This window comes from Pristimantibacillus sp. PTI5, assembly GCF_048572955.1.
GTDB lineage: Bacteria > Bacillota > Bacilli > Paenibacillales > Paenibacillaceae > Pristimantibacillus.
In genome coordinates this window covers 79,505-91,763 of the sequence record NZ_CP183886.1, presented here as the reverse complement: position 1 = coordinate 91,763, position 12,259 = coordinate 79,505, and the positions used below count along the sequence as shown (strand labels likewise).

Here is a 12,259-nt window from a genome sequence, read left to right as displayed (position 1 = left end):
TGGATGAGGAGGGGCATATGGAGGCTGCAAGAATCAAGGTAACCATCCGGTGCAACGTGTGCGGAGAGAAATTCGTGCTGCGCGGACGAAGAGAAAAGGGCTCGATCGATACCGGCTTTAAGCAATGTATTTGCAATAATGCCAATGACCTGGATATTGAGGAGCACAGCATATTCTAACGGAAATAAAAGAAGATGTTACAATTAAATAGACGGATGCATAAAGCTCCCTTGGGCAAACCAAACTAAAACCAGGTTTTGCACAAGAAAGGAGCTTTTGTATTATGTACCATCGACTCAGCTCGATCCTATTTCCGATTATGTCCTTGCTTTTCATAGGGGCAATTTACTGGGGCTATCAAGAGCATCAGGAGAAAAACTCGATCCTGATAAAAGCCGAAAACCAGTATCAAAGGGCATTTCACGACTTAACCTTTCACGTCGAGCAGCTGCATCAGCAGCTTGGCACTACCCTAGCGGTTAACTCGACCTCGCAAAGTTACCATCGGAAAGGGCTTGTAAACGTATGGCGATTAACGAGCCAAGCCCAAAATGAGATCAACCAGCTTCCGTTGACGCTGCTCCCATTCAATGAAGCGGAAGATTTTTTATCGCGTATCGCCAATTTTGCGTACAAAACGGCAGTCCGTGATTTGAGCAAGCAGCCGCTTACGCCGGACGAGTTTAAAACGATGAAGACGCTGTATGCGAATTCCGAGCAAATTTCAAAGGAATTAATCGGCATGCAAAAAGAGGTGCTTGCAAACAATTTGCGATGGATGGACGTCGAAATTGCCTTGGCCTCTGAGAAATCGAACAATGACAATACGATTATTGACGGTTTCAAAACGGTTGACAAAAAGGTAAGCGAATATCCGGAAATCAACTGGGGACCTTCGGTCAGCAGCATGTATCAAAAGCGGACCATTAAAATGTTGGGCGGAAAAATGGTTACAGCCGAGGATATCAAGAAGGTTGCCGCTAAATTCACCAAAGCACCGAATGCCGAAATCCGCGTTGTTGAAAATGCAAAGGGGACGGAATATGCCTCCTATTCAGCGACGGTGAACGATGGCAAGAACAATAAGCTTCAAATGGATTTTACGCAAAAGGGCGGACAGCTCATTTGGTTCATGAATTCGCGCGACATTGGCGAGAAAAAGGTTGATCTGGAGAAAGCGAGAGCATCGGCTGATGCTTTCCTGGATGAGCATGGTTTCTCGGGTATGAAGGCCGTAAGCTACGATTTGCATAACAATATGGGAGCCTTCACCTATGTCAGTGTCCAAAGCGGCGTGCTGATCTACCCGGATAAGCTTACGGTTAAAGTGGCGCTGGACAACGGTCAAACCGTCGGCTTGCAGGCAAATGACTATGTATACGAGCATCGCAAGCGGAAGCTTCCTAGTCCAATCATAACGAAAGCTGAAGCCAAGAAGGCGCTAAATCCCGAAATGAAAGTTCATACGGAGCAATTGGCGTTAATCGACAATGACCTGGGCGAAGAAGTTTTATGTTACGAATATACAGGTGAAATCAATGGCTCCCTCTATCGCATCTATATAAATTCAGAAACCGGCTTAGAGGAATCGATTGAGGAAATGTCTCCCTACGATTCCAAGGCAGCATCTGACAAATAACGATATGGCTCCCTCTAAATCGACGTGCTATAATGGCATGTAAATGGGGGGGAGCCAATTTGTTGCCTAAATTGAACCAAATGCTGCACTTTCAGATCGCTTCTTCGGATGAAGAGGAAGCATTGATCGAATACAAATCCCGAATTGCTGATGCGCATGAGGACGGATTTCTTATTGAAGTTCCAATCAGCGAAAAAACAGGACGGTACAAGCGACTTTTTCTAGGCGATGAGCTTTCTGTTTATTTTGTTTCCGAGGACGGTATCAAAAGTTATTTTGATTCTCACGTGCTCGGATTTAAAGAAGACGGCGTAAAGCTAATCAAAATCCGAAAGCCTGAGCCTGAGCGTATTACAAAGGTTCAGCGTCGCAGCTTTCTTAGAGTGCCGGCAGAACTGGAAATCGCGGTAAAGACAGCCGGAAATTTAAGATTCGTTTGCGAGACAGATGATGTGGGCGGCGGCGGAATCTCGTTTATTTGCGACGGGAAATGGCCGCTTTCGTCCGAGCAGCAGCTGGAATGCTGGCTGCTTGTGCCTTTTAAAAACGGCAGCATCGAGCATGCTTTTTTCAAAGGGGAAATCGTAAGGGTCGTGGAGCTTGACTCCGGCAGGAAGCAGGCGATGATCAAATATGTCAGTATCAACGATTCCGAGAGACAAAAGGTTATCCGTTATTGCTTTGAGAAGCAGCTTGAATATCGTAACCGTTGAATAACATTTGCGATAATTGGAAAACTACCCGGAAAGAGAAAGGGGTAATTCCAAGTGATAAAAAAGCTGCTTAACAAAAAAAGAAGCCGCAATCAGATCTTAAAGCTGACCGATGACGTTAGCTCGGTATTGCGGAAAATCATAATAACGCTTGTTATTTTATTGGTTTTTTCGCAAGCAGCTTTGCAAAACAATGCGGTTCGGCATTGGCTGACGGGCGTCGATCAGTGGGAAGGAACCCGCTTGAATTGACGTCCGGCTTTTGCATCTGCGTTTATAGTGTGGTATAATTTTCACGTTCGCAGGCAAAGCCTGCTTTTTTCTTGAGAGGTTTGCGTCGCATTCTTACTTGCATTCGGCCAGCCGTCTCTACTAAAAGGGGGTTGACCTTAAGTGGTGCATCACGAAGGTGACAGCGACCGTATGAACATTGCGATTGACGGGCCGGCAGGCGCGGGCAAGAGCACGGTTGCAAGAAAAGTCGCCGAGCAGCTTGGATATGTGTACATCGATACCGGCTCTATGTATCGCGCTGTAACGCTCAGCGCCCAGCGAGCGGAAATTGAGGTGTCTCAGACTGCCAAACTTGCTGAACTCGTAAGATCTTTAGAGATTGAACTTGAGCCTGGCGAGCATGGCCAGTCCGTCTTTGTGAACGGAGAAGATGTAACCGCATTGATTCGCTCGCGCGAAGTGACGCTTCAGGTGTCACACATTGCAGCGAACGAGACCGTACGTGAGGTTCTCGGAATTTTGCAGCGTAAGCTGGCAGAACGCAAAGGCGTCGTAATGGACGGCCGGGATATCGGTTCGCATGTACTGCCTCAAGCGGAGTTGAAAATTTTTCTAACCGCATCCGTTAAGGAACGGGCACTTCGCCGTTACCGTGAAATAGTGGACAGCCAAAGCATAACGCTCGAGCAATTGGAATCCGAGATTGCCGAACGCGACCGTTTGGACGAGCAACGCGACATTTCACCGCTTATATGCGCTGCAGACGCTGTTGTGCTCGATAGCACCGCCATGACAATTGATGAAGTCATTCAGACAATTGTGAAATTAAGCCGAACCAAATTGGCGGAGGCGAAGTAAACTATGTTATATTATATTTTCCGTTTTCTGCTTCGCGTGATGTATACGCTGCTTTTCCGATTGGAAGCTAGGGGTACGGAAAATATTCCTGCCAACGGCCCAGTCGTGCTCGCTTCGAATCACCTAAGCAATTTTGACCCGCCTACGGTAGGAGTCAAGGTGAAACGCAAGGTGTATTTTATGGCGAAAGAAGAATTGTTCAAGGTTCCGGTTTTTGGTCCGCTCATTCGCGCGTTTGGCGCTTTTCCGGTAAAACGCGGCGGTGTAAGCAAGGATGCCATTAAGTCTGCGATCACATTGCTAAAGGAAGGCAATGTACTAGGTATTTTTCCGGAGGGCTCGCGCAACAATCAATCTGGCGCGGCCAAGAAGGGCGCAGCCATGATTGCCGTAAGAAGCGGCGCTGCCGTTGTTCCTGTAGCCATTGTCGGCAAGTATAGACCATTTAGCAAAATCGTCGTATGTTACGGCAAGCCTGTCGATCTTACCGCAATTATTGAGGAATCATCTCCAGACATGCTTGAACAAGTAACAGATGCCATTATGGCTCGCATTCGCGAGTTAGCTTCAAACAATCGTTAATTTATGTTTTAAATGCTGCTCTCGCTCTAGGCGCTTGCGGATTTAAATAAAGTTGGGGTATGAACTGAGGAGGTTATTTCAATGTCAGAAGAAACTAATTTGCAAGAATCCCAGGCGGAAGAAGTAAGCCAAGACGCTTTGGATAATTTCGTGTCTTTGAAAAAAGGCGATTCCGTTAAAGGTACGATCGTCAAAATCGAAGATAACCAAGCTTATGTAAGCCTTGGATATAAATATGACGGTGTTATTCCGATTCGCGAGCTTTCTGCCGTGCAGATTGAAAACGCGACGGATGCTGTTCAAATCGGTCAAGAGGTTGAGCTTAAAGTGGTTAGCATCGATGACGAGAAAGAGAAGCTTGTTCTTTCGAAGCGTCAAGTTGACGGCGAGAAAGCATGGGATCTTCTTCAAGAACGCTTTGACAACGGCGAAGTATTTGAAGTTGCTGTTGCTGATGTTGTTAAAGGCGGTCTCGTTGCCGATGTCGGCGTTCGCGGTTTTATTCCGGCTTCTATGGTTGAGCGTCACTTTGTTGAAGATTTCTCCGATTACAAAGGCCGCACGCTTCGCGTGAAGGTTAAAGAAATCGACCGCGAAAACAACAAAGTAATTCTTTCCCAAAAAGAAGTGCTTGACAGCGAGTTCGAACAAAGCAAGAAGCAAGTCATTGCATCGCTTGAGGTTGGCCAAGAGCTTGAAGGTACGGTTCAACGCCTTACACCATTCGGCGCGTTCGTCGATATCGGCGGTATTGACGGTCTTGTTCACGTTTCCGAGCTTTCATGGCAGCATGTAGCGCATCCGAAGGATGTTGTTTCCGAAGGTCAAGCGGTACGTGTTAAAGTACTTAAAGTTGATCCGGCAGCTGGCAAAATCAGCCTTAGCCTTAAAGCAGCGCAACCAGGTCCTTGGGATTCTGCAGGCGGTCAATTCGCTATCGGCGATATCGTAACAGGTACAGTTCGCCGTATCGTGCCTTTTGGCGCTTTCGTTGAAATTGCTCCTGGCGTTGAAGGACTTGTTCACATTTCCCAAATCGCTCACCGTCACATTGCTACGCCAAACGAGGTTCTTCAAGAAGGCCAAGAAGTGCAAGCGAAAGTACTTGACTTCAATCCTTCTGAAAAACGCGTTAGCCTAAGCATTAAAGAAACAGAAGAAGCTCCTGAACAAGCTGCTCCAAGCGCTAGACCGGATAGAGCGCCACGCTCGCCAAAAATCGAGAAAATCGATAATCCGAATGTTAGCCTAAGCAACGAAAGCATGAGCTATTCACTTGCTGAGCGTTTTGGCGACAAACTAAAAAATCTTAAATAATCTTTTTATATGAAAGAGCTATTCCTGCGATTTATCGCAGGGATAGCTCTTTTTTTTTTGGTGCATAATAGGGGGTACAAGAGGTGATATCAGGTGAATCCCGGTTTTATGTCGATTTGGATTATGAGTATTACCTTCGTCCTGATCGCGACAGGTTGGAAATCGTATTTGGCTCCAGAGATCAGTGCCCGCCGGATGGCGGTACTTGTTATCGTAATGGTTATGCTGCTTGGAATGCCGCTTTGGTGGTCTCCATTTCCCGAGCATATGCATCTCGAGATCCAAGTAAGCGTTTGTTTGCTGCTTGTTATCGGAAGTATGTTGTCCTACAAAAGTTCTGAGCAAGCCAGCTACTTAGGTTATTTAATTTTGTGCACGCTAATGATTTCAATCATATGGGGATTTATTCGCAAGATGTACAGTTATGATCCTGTCTTCTATTGGTTAGGTCCAAGTTGGGATGCGCCATTGTTAGCCGGAATTTTTTGCGGGGCATTCACCTCGCAGGTAAAACATCAATTTGGGATGATGGTGTGGGGAGCGGTACTCGGTGAAACCGTAAATACAGTGCTCCAATCCGGCTTGTATACGGCTCAAATCGGTCATTCAAGTTGGTGGGACAGCTTTTGGATCGCAATCGCGGCAGCTAGATTGTTTAGCCTGCTGCTTAAAGCGATACGTTTGGGCATTTCGAAGCTAAGCATAAAGCTTTGGCATATTAAGGGAGGGCGTTCTTCATAATTCAACATTATCTCGTCCAAAATAAGTTTTTGGTGGGCGTTCTGATGGGCATCGCCTTCGGAATTATTTCACGCTTGCTGATGCTTAGAACTGATTATCGACAGTATCCGACATACCCGCATGGACGTATCATCCATATTTCACTTGGTGTAATCGCAGCTGCGTTAGGAGCGGTTGCCGTCCCCGCACTGTTCAATAAGGATTATACGGCAATAACCTTTCTTACGCTTGCTGCGCAGCAGTTTAGAGATGTCCGGAAGATGGAACGCGAAACATTGACCAAGATAGACAGCATGGAATTGGTTGGACGGGGATCGACCTATATTGAAGGAATCGCGATGGTATTCGAAGGTCGGAATTATTTAGTAATTATGACTGCGCTGCTCACCAGCCTATTTAGCATCATGGCAAATATTTGGATCGGCATTCTTGCAGGCGCCGTATCCCTGCTGCTTGTAGAAAAGCTAAAGTCGGGAAAAGCGATTTCCCATATCGCCGCGGTACAGGAAGCAGAAGTTAAAGTGGATGGACCGGATTTGTTCGTGGGAGATATTTATATTATGAACGTGGGGCTAAAAGCCAACCAGGACATTATCGCAAAACGGGGAATGGGTTTTATCTTAACGCCCTATAATTCAAACGGAAAAGTGACTATGAGCAATTTAGGCCAGCGTCAAGCCATTTTATATGATATGGCTACGATTTTAGGCGTGTACCGGGATGATGGAGAACCTGCATTAATACCGATGGCCAAGCTGGATATGAAGGATGGACGCTTGGCTGTATTTATATTGCCTCAGGAAATGGACGCGGATAAAGGAAAGCAAGTCATCCTGCGAGTCCCGATATTGGAGTCGGCTGTTCGCATGCCAACGGAAGCGTCTGTCAACAAGAAAGGGGCAAGCGATAATGGCTAAAATTGTCGCCGTTGTATCGATGAAGCCGGATGCAGTAGGGGGAGGAGCTCCTATTTTCTTGGCTGAAAATGCGGACAAGCTGGAGGAAACCGCGTTTCTCTTGGAGAAGATATTGGATGCCAGCGCGCATGATTTAAAGAATGGAACAATTATCTTAGTGAATCACCGCTAATATGAAAAGTTAGCCAAGAACGCACTTTTTTGCTATGATGGATAACGTGAGTATTTTTGAAGGAGTGGAAAACAAACTATGGCAAGACCCGTTATCGCTATCGTCGGTCGTCCGAATGTGGGTAAATCCACGATTTTCAATAGGGTCATCGGCGACCGTCTAGCAATTGTTGAGGATAAACCGGGTGTCACGCGTGACAGACTTTACGGCACCGGAGAGTGGAATGGAAAACCGTTCAGCATTATTGATACTGGCGGTATTGAAATTGATGGCGAAGATGAAATCATGAAATCGGTCCGTATGCAGGCTGAACTCGCAATTGAAGAGGCTGATGTGATTATCTTTATGGCTGATGCGAAGTCTGGCTTGACGCACGCGGACGATGAAGTAGCTCAAATGCTTTTCCGCTCAGGGAAGCCTGTTGTGCTCGCAGTTAATAAAGTTGATAATCCTGGCCGTATGGACGAGGTATATGAGTTTTATGGACTAGGCTTTGGACAACCTATTGCGATTTCCGGATCGCACGGTTTGGGCATCGGGGATCTGCTTGATGCGGCAGTTGAGCTGCTTCCCGATCAAACGGATGACGGCTATGATGAAGATGTAATTCGCGTAGCGTTAATAGGACGGCCAAACGTTGGCAAATCATCGCTTGTTAATGCGCTTCTCGGTGAAGATCGCGTTATTGTATCTAATGTTGCAGGCACGACTCGCGATGCGATTGATACGCCGTTTGAACGCGACGGCCAGCGGTATGTTCTAATTGATACGGCCGGTATGCGTAAACGAGGCAAGGTTTATGAATCTACGGAGAAATACAGTGTGATGCGTGCGATGAAAGCGATCGAGCGCGCGGATGTCGTTCTTGTCTTGATCAACGGAGAAGAAGGCATTATCGAGCAGGACAAGCATATCGCAGGTTATGCCCATGAAGCGGGAAAAGCCTCGATATTTGTAGTGAACAAGTGGGATGTCGTCGAGAAGGATGAGAAGACGATGCAAGTTTTCTCCCAAAATATCCGCGATCATTTCTTGTTCATGTCGTATGCTCCGATTGTTTATCTATCCGCCTTGACGAAACAGCGCTTACAAAAGCTGCTTCCCGTCGTTAAGCATGTATCGGAACAGCATGCAATGCGCATTCAGACGCATCTGCTTAACGATGTCGTGTCGGATGCTGTGGCGATCAATCCGCCGCCGTCTGACAAAGGCAAGCGTTTGCGCATTAATTACGTAACCCAAGTAGCAACCAAACCGCCAACGATCGTTGTTTTCGTAAATGATCCGGAAATCATGCATTTCTCGTATGAGCGTTATTTGGAAAATAAAATTCGTGCAGCATTTAATTTTGAAGGGACGCCAATACGAATATTCTCACGTCGTAAGTCCGAGGAAGATTAGGGGAGAGTAGCTTGTTATATGGAGTAATTGCGGTTGCTTTAAGCTATTTGTTAGGTTCAGTTTCATTCAGTATCGTAATTGCAAAATGGGTCAAAGGCATCGATATCCGTCAGCATGGCAGCGGAAATGCAGGGGCAACGAATACATTGCGGGTGCTCGGCAAAGGGCCGGGCTTACTCGTATTTGTGCTTGATATTGCCAAAGGCGTTGCAGCGGTTTGGATCGGACATGCCCTAGGCGAAAATGATTGGATCCCGGTTTTGTGCGGATTAGCTGCCATCGTCGGTCATAATTGGCCGATTTGGTTCCGCTTCAAGGGAGGCAAGGGGATCGCTACGACTGTCGGTGTTATTGCGACGCTTGCGTTCATCCCCGCGCTATGCGCGGGTGTCGTTGCGATCGCCACGATTGCTTTAACACGTTACGTATCTTTGGGTTCGTTATTGTTTGCCGCTTTAACGCCATTATTCATTTCCATCTTTTATTTTTCCGTACCTTTACTTTGTGCAAGTCTTCTGATCTGTATATTTGCTTTCGTACGCCATCGGACGAATATCGTAAAGCTGCTTCAAGGAACGGAAAACAAACTGGGTGCTAAGAAAGGATAGTGAGCGACTCATGACAATCCAGAACGGGGAAAAACCGAAATTTGCAGCTGTGCTTGTCGCCGGGAGCTGGGGCACTGCGCTTGCGTCTGTGCTCGCGAATAACGGCTATCAGGTAAGGCTGTGGACGCGAAGCACGGTACAGGCGGAGGATATAAACCGCAACCATGTGAACAGCAAGTTTTTGCCGGATGTTCAGCTGCCGGAGCTCATTCAGGCAACAACGGATATGAAGCTTGCGCTTCAGGATGCGGAGTTGGCCTTATTCGTAGCTCCTTCCGGCGCGATGCGCGAGGTAGCAAAGCAAGCAGCACCTTATTTATCCGACGAAACGCTTGTCGTGCATGCTACGAAAGGTTTTGAGACGGATACGCTGAAGAGGATGACAAATGTTCTCTCGGAGGAGCTAGGCCGCCCGGAAGATCAATTAGTCGTTCTTTCAGGACCGAGCCACGCGGAAGAAGTGATTTTAAAGCAGCCTACGACGGTTGTTGTCGCGTCGGTTAACATTGAAGCGGCTGAGCAAGCACAGGATGCCTTAATGAATACTGATTTCCGTGTTTACACGAATCCCGATGTCGTAGGGGTGGAGGTTGCCGGAGCAATTAAGAATATCATTGCTTTAGGGGCCGGATTGACCGACGGCCTTCAATTCGGCGATAATGCGAAGGCGGCTTTGCTTACGCGCGGTTTGGCCGAAATCGGCAGGTTAGGTACGGCAATGGGGGCGAATCCTCTCACTTTTGCCGGTCTTGCAGGCGTTGGCGATCTTGTTGTTACTTGCACGAGCAAGCACAGCCGCAACTGGCGCGCAGGCTACATGCTTGCCGACGGTACGCCGCTTGAAGAGGTGCTGAGCCGCATGGGAATGGTTGTGGAGGGCGTGAGAACCACGCGCGCTGCTTACGAACTGGCGAAGCAATACGAGGTTGAAATGCCGATTACGTTTCAGCTGTACGAGGTTTTATTTGCAAATAAAGCACCGCGGACTGCGGTTGAGCACTTAATGGGCAGACTTAAGACGCATGAAATCGAGGAACTGGGCTAAGGACCAGCGCCTACACCAAACATCCGCCCTCCTCATATGATGCATGGAGCAAGACACATGCGCATCCTGGAGGTGTAGGATATGGCGAAGGATTTTTCCAAAGATATTCTCAACTCGATCAACAAAAAGACCGGCAAGACTATTTCCGAAAACTCCGTCAAAAAGCTGGCTAGCAGCGTTACGGCAGAAACGATGCAAGACGAAGCCGAGCTTCGCAAGCTGATCAAACAGGTGTCGGAAATGGCAAAGGTTAAGGTTGCCGATTCGACCGTTAATGAAATCGTGAAAGCTGTCAAAGCTAGCGGGATGAACGTGAGCAATATGGAAACGCTGATGAAATTTATGATAAAAAAATAATGATCAGCTTCGGCAAAAGCGATAGGCGTTCCGAATTTTAGCATTCGGTGCAGCGACCTGTCAGCTTTTGTCCTTTTTTTTATGCGATGTTATAATGGGTGAGAATTCATTATGATACAGATTAGGAGAATGGAATTACTATGGATGCGATGACAAAAATGTGGGTTTCGCTTTTCGGCATTGGGATGATGGCGATTGCGGCCCTATTAATTACGTTTGCGCGTATGAAAACGAAAGGCGCATTGAAATTCGTGCTGTCTCTCATTGCTTTTATTATTTTACTAATCGGATTCGTTTGCGGACTACTTTCCATTATTTAACTGGGCCTACATAGGGGACGAAAGATTACTAACGGAAATGAGGATTTAGACATACTATGATTGAATTAAAGGGTAGAACCAAAACGGCTGTCGTTGAAGCGGAAGCAGGCTTGTCGCTGCTTGATCTTGCCATGAAACATAATATCGATTGGAGCTTTTCATGCGCACGAGGAACCTGTGCCCGCTGCCGGTGCTTGGTAACGGAAGGCGCGGACCAGCTTGAGGGAATCACGGATGAAGAGTGGGACCGCCTTGAGCCTGAGGAGTTTGAACAAGGCTATCGCTTAGGCTGCCAGGCAATTATCAAATCCGCGGATGCAAAAATTTCAGCTGCAAACAAACCCTATTTCTAATGTTAATGCAGTGGAAGGAAGTGCCGGCGATGACTGAAAAGGAACGCATTCATAATGCGCTGGCTGTCGTGAAAAAAGCTACGGAAGCGAGTTCTGCGAAATGGGTGATTGGCGGAAGCACCAGCCTTATGCTTCGTGGCCTTCCCTTAACCGCTTTGCCGCGCGACTTGGACATCTATTGCGATGAAGAGGACATAGCTGCTATTCATAAAGCGCTGGAGCCTTATGCGCTTGATCAGCCGGCTTTAAGCGAAACTGGCATGTACCGCTCGATTCTGAGTCATTATCTTATCCAAGGTATACAAGTGGAACTGGTCGGAGGTTTCCATGTGAAGGCAAGCGGCAGCCTCTACGTGACCATGGTACGGAATGTGCTGTTCGCGTACTCTGAGCGTATCGAATTAAACGAAACGGCTATGGCCGTGCCAGTCGTACCGTTGGCGCATGAGCTGTGGTTTAACTTTTTGCGGGACCGTATGGACCGGGTTGATCTCGTAGCTCAAGCCTATGCAAAGGCACCTGCTTTGCATGAGCGTGCCCTGCTAGCCATTGAAGAATGCAATGCGTTTACAGCGGAGGCAACGCGCAGCCTCCATTTAATCATCTCTACTCGAGAGGCCGGTGGTTTGTGATGGATGGAGAGGTAACCTTTTGGCCTTCCGGCAAAACAGTAAAGGTTAAGCGCGGCACAACGCTGCTAGACGCCGCCAGACGCGCGAATATACCGATCCGCACACGCTGCGGAGGCAAAGCCGCATGCTTCATGTGCAAGGTCACCGTGCGGCCAGGGAGCGAGCTTGCGCCGATTGCGGATAATGAGCGCCGTAAGCTTTCCGGCTTAGAGGGCGATCATATTAGACTTTCCTGCCAGGCTAGGGTAGCGGGTAAGGTGGACGTGGAAATTCCGTTGGACCCGCTGCGTGCAGCTGTGGCGCGCCAGCTTGCCCGTCAAGCGGAGGAATCCGATGATTTGTGGTAGAAAGCAAGTTTGTTACACAAACC

General features: G+C 47.7%; 18 protein-coding genes. All 18 read left to right on the top strand.

Annotated features, from left to right (window positions below; genetic code table 11):
* The first annotated feature begins 17 nt into the window (after positions 1-17).
* The gene (locus ACN6MW_RS00525; protein WP_419873774.1) at positions 18-179 is read left to right on the top strand and encodes a hypothetical protein; all 162 of its coding nucleotides are present in this window, start codon (positions 18-20) and stop codon (positions 177-179) included.
* A 104-nt stretch (positions 180-283) separates the two neighbouring features.
* Positions 284-1,639, top strand: a complete 1,356-nt coding sequence (gene ypeB / locus ACN6MW_RS00520) for a germination protein YpeB (RefSeq protein ID WP_419873773.1) — start codon at positions 284-286, stop codon at positions 1,637-1,639.
* 59 nt (positions 1,640-1,698) lie between these two features.
* Positions 1,699-2,352 (top strand): flagellar brake protein, encoded by a 654-nt coding sequence (locus ACN6MW_RS00515; RefSeq protein ID WP_419873772.1) that lies wholly within the window; start codon positions 1,699-1,701, stop codon positions 2,350-2,352.
* Between the two features lie 54 nt (positions 2,353-2,406).
* Positions 2,407-2,604, top strand: coding sequence for a hypothetical protein (locus tag ACN6MW_RS00510; protein WP_419873771.1), 198 nt, complete (start codon positions 2,407-2,409; stop codon positions 2,602-2,604).
* 171 nt (positions 2,605-2,775) lie between these two features.
* Positions 2,776-3,444, top strand: a complete 669-nt coding sequence (gene cmk, locus ACN6MW_RS00505; protein WP_419876510.1) for a (d)CMP kinase — start codon at positions 2,776-2,778, stop codon at positions 3,442-3,444.
* A gap of 3 nt (positions 3,445-3,447) precedes the next feature.
* A complete protein-coding gene (locus tag ACN6MW_RS00500) occupies positions 3,448-4,026 on the top strand; it encodes a lysophospholipid acyltransferase family protein (RefSeq protein WP_419873770.1) in 579 nt (192 codons plus the stop codon).
* An 81-nt stretch (positions 4,027-4,107) separates the two neighbouring features.
* A complete protein-coding gene (gene rpsA / locus ACN6MW_RS00495) occupies positions 4,108-5,343 on the top strand; it encodes a 30S ribosomal protein S1 (RefSeq protein ID WP_364148923.1) in 1,236 nt (411 codons plus the stop codon).
* Between the two features lie 108 nt (positions 5,344-5,451).
* Entirely contained in the window at positions 5,452-6,084 is a 633-nt protein-coding gene (locus ACN6MW_RS00490; RefSeq protein ID WP_419873769.1) for a YphA family membrane protein, read from the top strand.
* Between the two features lie 44 nt (positions 6,085-6,128).
* Complete coding sequence (locus tag ACN6MW_RS00485; protein WP_419873768.1) at positions 6,129-7,001, top strand: YIEGIA family protein; 873 nt, start codon at positions 6,129-6,131, stop codon at positions 6,999-7,001.
* Positions 6,994-7,173, top strand: coding sequence for a capping complex subunit for YIEGIA (locus ACN6MW_RS00480; RefSeq protein ID WP_419873767.1), 180 nt, complete (start codon positions 6,994-6,996; stop codon positions 7,171-7,173). Before ACN6MW_RS00485 ends, ACN6MW_RS00480 begins: the two co-directional genes overlap by 8 nt.
* 78 nt (positions 7,174-7,251) lie before the next feature.
* Entirely contained in the window at positions 7,252-8,574 is a 1,323-nt protein-coding gene (der, locus tag ACN6MW_RS00475) for a ribosome biogenesis GTPase Der (RefSeq protein WP_364148915.1), read from the top strand.
* Positions 8,575-8,585: 11 nt separating this feature from the next.
* Positions 8,586-9,182 (top strand): glycerol-3-phosphate 1-O-acyltransferase PlsY, encoded by a 597-nt coding sequence (plsY, locus tag ACN6MW_RS00470; RefSeq protein ID WP_419873766.1) that lies wholly within the window; start codon positions 8,586-8,588, stop codon positions 9,180-9,182.
* Between the two features lie 10 nt (positions 9,183-9,192).
* A complete protein-coding gene (locus tag ACN6MW_RS00465) occupies positions 9,193-10,227 on the top strand; it encodes an NAD(P)H-dependent glycerol-3-phosphate dehydrogenase (RefSeq protein WP_419873765.1) in 1,035 nt (344 codons plus the stop codon).
* A gap of 81 nt (positions 10,228-10,308) precedes the next feature.
* Complete coding sequence (locus ACN6MW_RS00460; RefSeq protein ID WP_419873764.1) at positions 10,309-10,584, top strand: stage VI sporulation protein F; 276 nt, start codon at positions 10,309-10,311, stop codon at positions 10,582-10,584.
* A gap of 140 nt (positions 10,585-10,724) precedes the next feature.
* Positions 10,725-10,904, top strand: coding sequence for a DUF2768 family protein (locus ACN6MW_RS00455; RefSeq protein ID WP_364148908.1), 180 nt, complete (start codon positions 10,725-10,727; stop codon positions 10,902-10,904).
* A 56-nt stretch (positions 10,905-10,960) separates the two neighbouring features.
* The gene (locus tag ACN6MW_RS00450; RefSeq protein WP_364148907.1) at positions 10,961-11,257 is read left to right on the top strand and encodes a 2Fe-2S iron-sulfur cluster-binding protein; all 297 of its coding nucleotides are present in this window, start codon (positions 10,961-10,963) and stop codon (positions 11,255-11,257) included.
* Between the two features lie 29 nt (positions 11,258-11,286).
* Entirely contained in the window at positions 11,287-11,889 is a 603-nt protein-coding gene (locus tag ACN6MW_RS00445; protein WP_419873763.1) for a hypothetical protein, read from the top strand.
* A complete protein-coding gene (locus tag ACN6MW_RS00440) occupies positions 11,889-12,236 on the top strand; it encodes a 2Fe-2S iron-sulfur cluster-binding protein (protein WP_419873762.1) in 348 nt (115 codons plus the stop codon). Before ACN6MW_RS00445 ends, ACN6MW_RS00440 begins: the two co-directional genes overlap by 1 nt.
* Positions 12,237-12,259 lie beyond the last annotated feature (23 nt).

Bases quoted from the DNA above. Each gene is read 5' to 3' on its own strand.
- ypeB (WP_419873773.1), top strand. From the start codon at position 284: ATGTACCATCGACTCAGCTCGATCCTATTTCCGATTATGTCCTTGCTT.
- ACN6MW_RS00490 (WP_419873769.1), top strand. From the start codon at position 5,452: ATGTCGATTTGGATTATGAGTATTACCTTCGTCCTGATCGCGACAGGT.
- cmk (WP_419876510.1), top strand. From the start codon at position 2,776: ATGAACATTGCGATTGACGGGCCGGCAGGCGCGGGCAAGAGCACGGTT.
- ACN6MW_RS00465 (WP_419873765.1), top strand. From the start codon at position 9,193: ATGACAATCCAGAACGGGGAAAAACCGAAATTTGCAGCTGTGCTTGTC.
- ACN6MW_RS00480 (WP_419873767.1), top strand. From the start codon at position 6,994: ATGGCTAAAATTGTCGCCGTTGTATCGATGAAGCCGGATGCAGTAGGG.
- ACN6MW_RS00500 (WP_419873770.1), top strand. From the start codon at position 3,448: ATGTTATATTATATTTTCCGTTTTCTGCTTCGCGTGATGTATACGCTG.
- ACN6MW_RS00445 (WP_419873763.1), top strand. From the start codon at position 11,287: ATGACTGAAAAGGAACGCATTCATAATGCGCTGGCTGTCGTGAAAAAA.
- der (WP_364148915.1), top strand. From the start codon at position 7,252: ATGGCAAGACCCGTTATCGCTATCGTCGGTCGTCCGAATGTGGGTAAA.
- ACN6MW_RS00455 (WP_364148908.1), top strand. From the start codon at position 10,725: ATGGATGCGATGACAAAAATGTGGGTTTCGCTTTTCGGCATTGGGATG.
- ACN6MW_RS00485 (WP_419873768.1), top strand. From the start codon at position 6,129: ATGGGCATCGCCTTCGGAATTATTTCACGCTTGCTGATGCTTAGAACT.
- rpsA (WP_364148923.1), top strand. From the start codon at position 4,108: ATGTCAGAAGAAACTAATTTGCAAGAATCCCAGGCGGAAGAAGTAAGC.
- ACN6MW_RS00440 (WP_419873762.1), top strand. From the start codon at position 11,889: ATGGATGGAGAGGTAACCTTTTGGCCTTCCGGCAAAACAGTAAAGGTT.
- ACN6MW_RS00525 (WP_419873774.1), top strand. From the start codon at position 18: ATGGAGGCTGCAAGAATCAAGGTAACCATCCGGTGCAACGTGTGCGGA.
- ACN6MW_RS00460 (WP_419873764.1), top strand. From the start codon at position 10,309: ATGGCGAAGGATTTTTCCAAAGATATTCTCAACTCGATCAACAAAAAG.
- ACN6MW_RS00450 (WP_364148907.1), top strand. From the start codon at position 10,961: ATGATTGAATTAAAGGGTAGAACCAAAACGGCTGTCGTTGAAGCGGAA.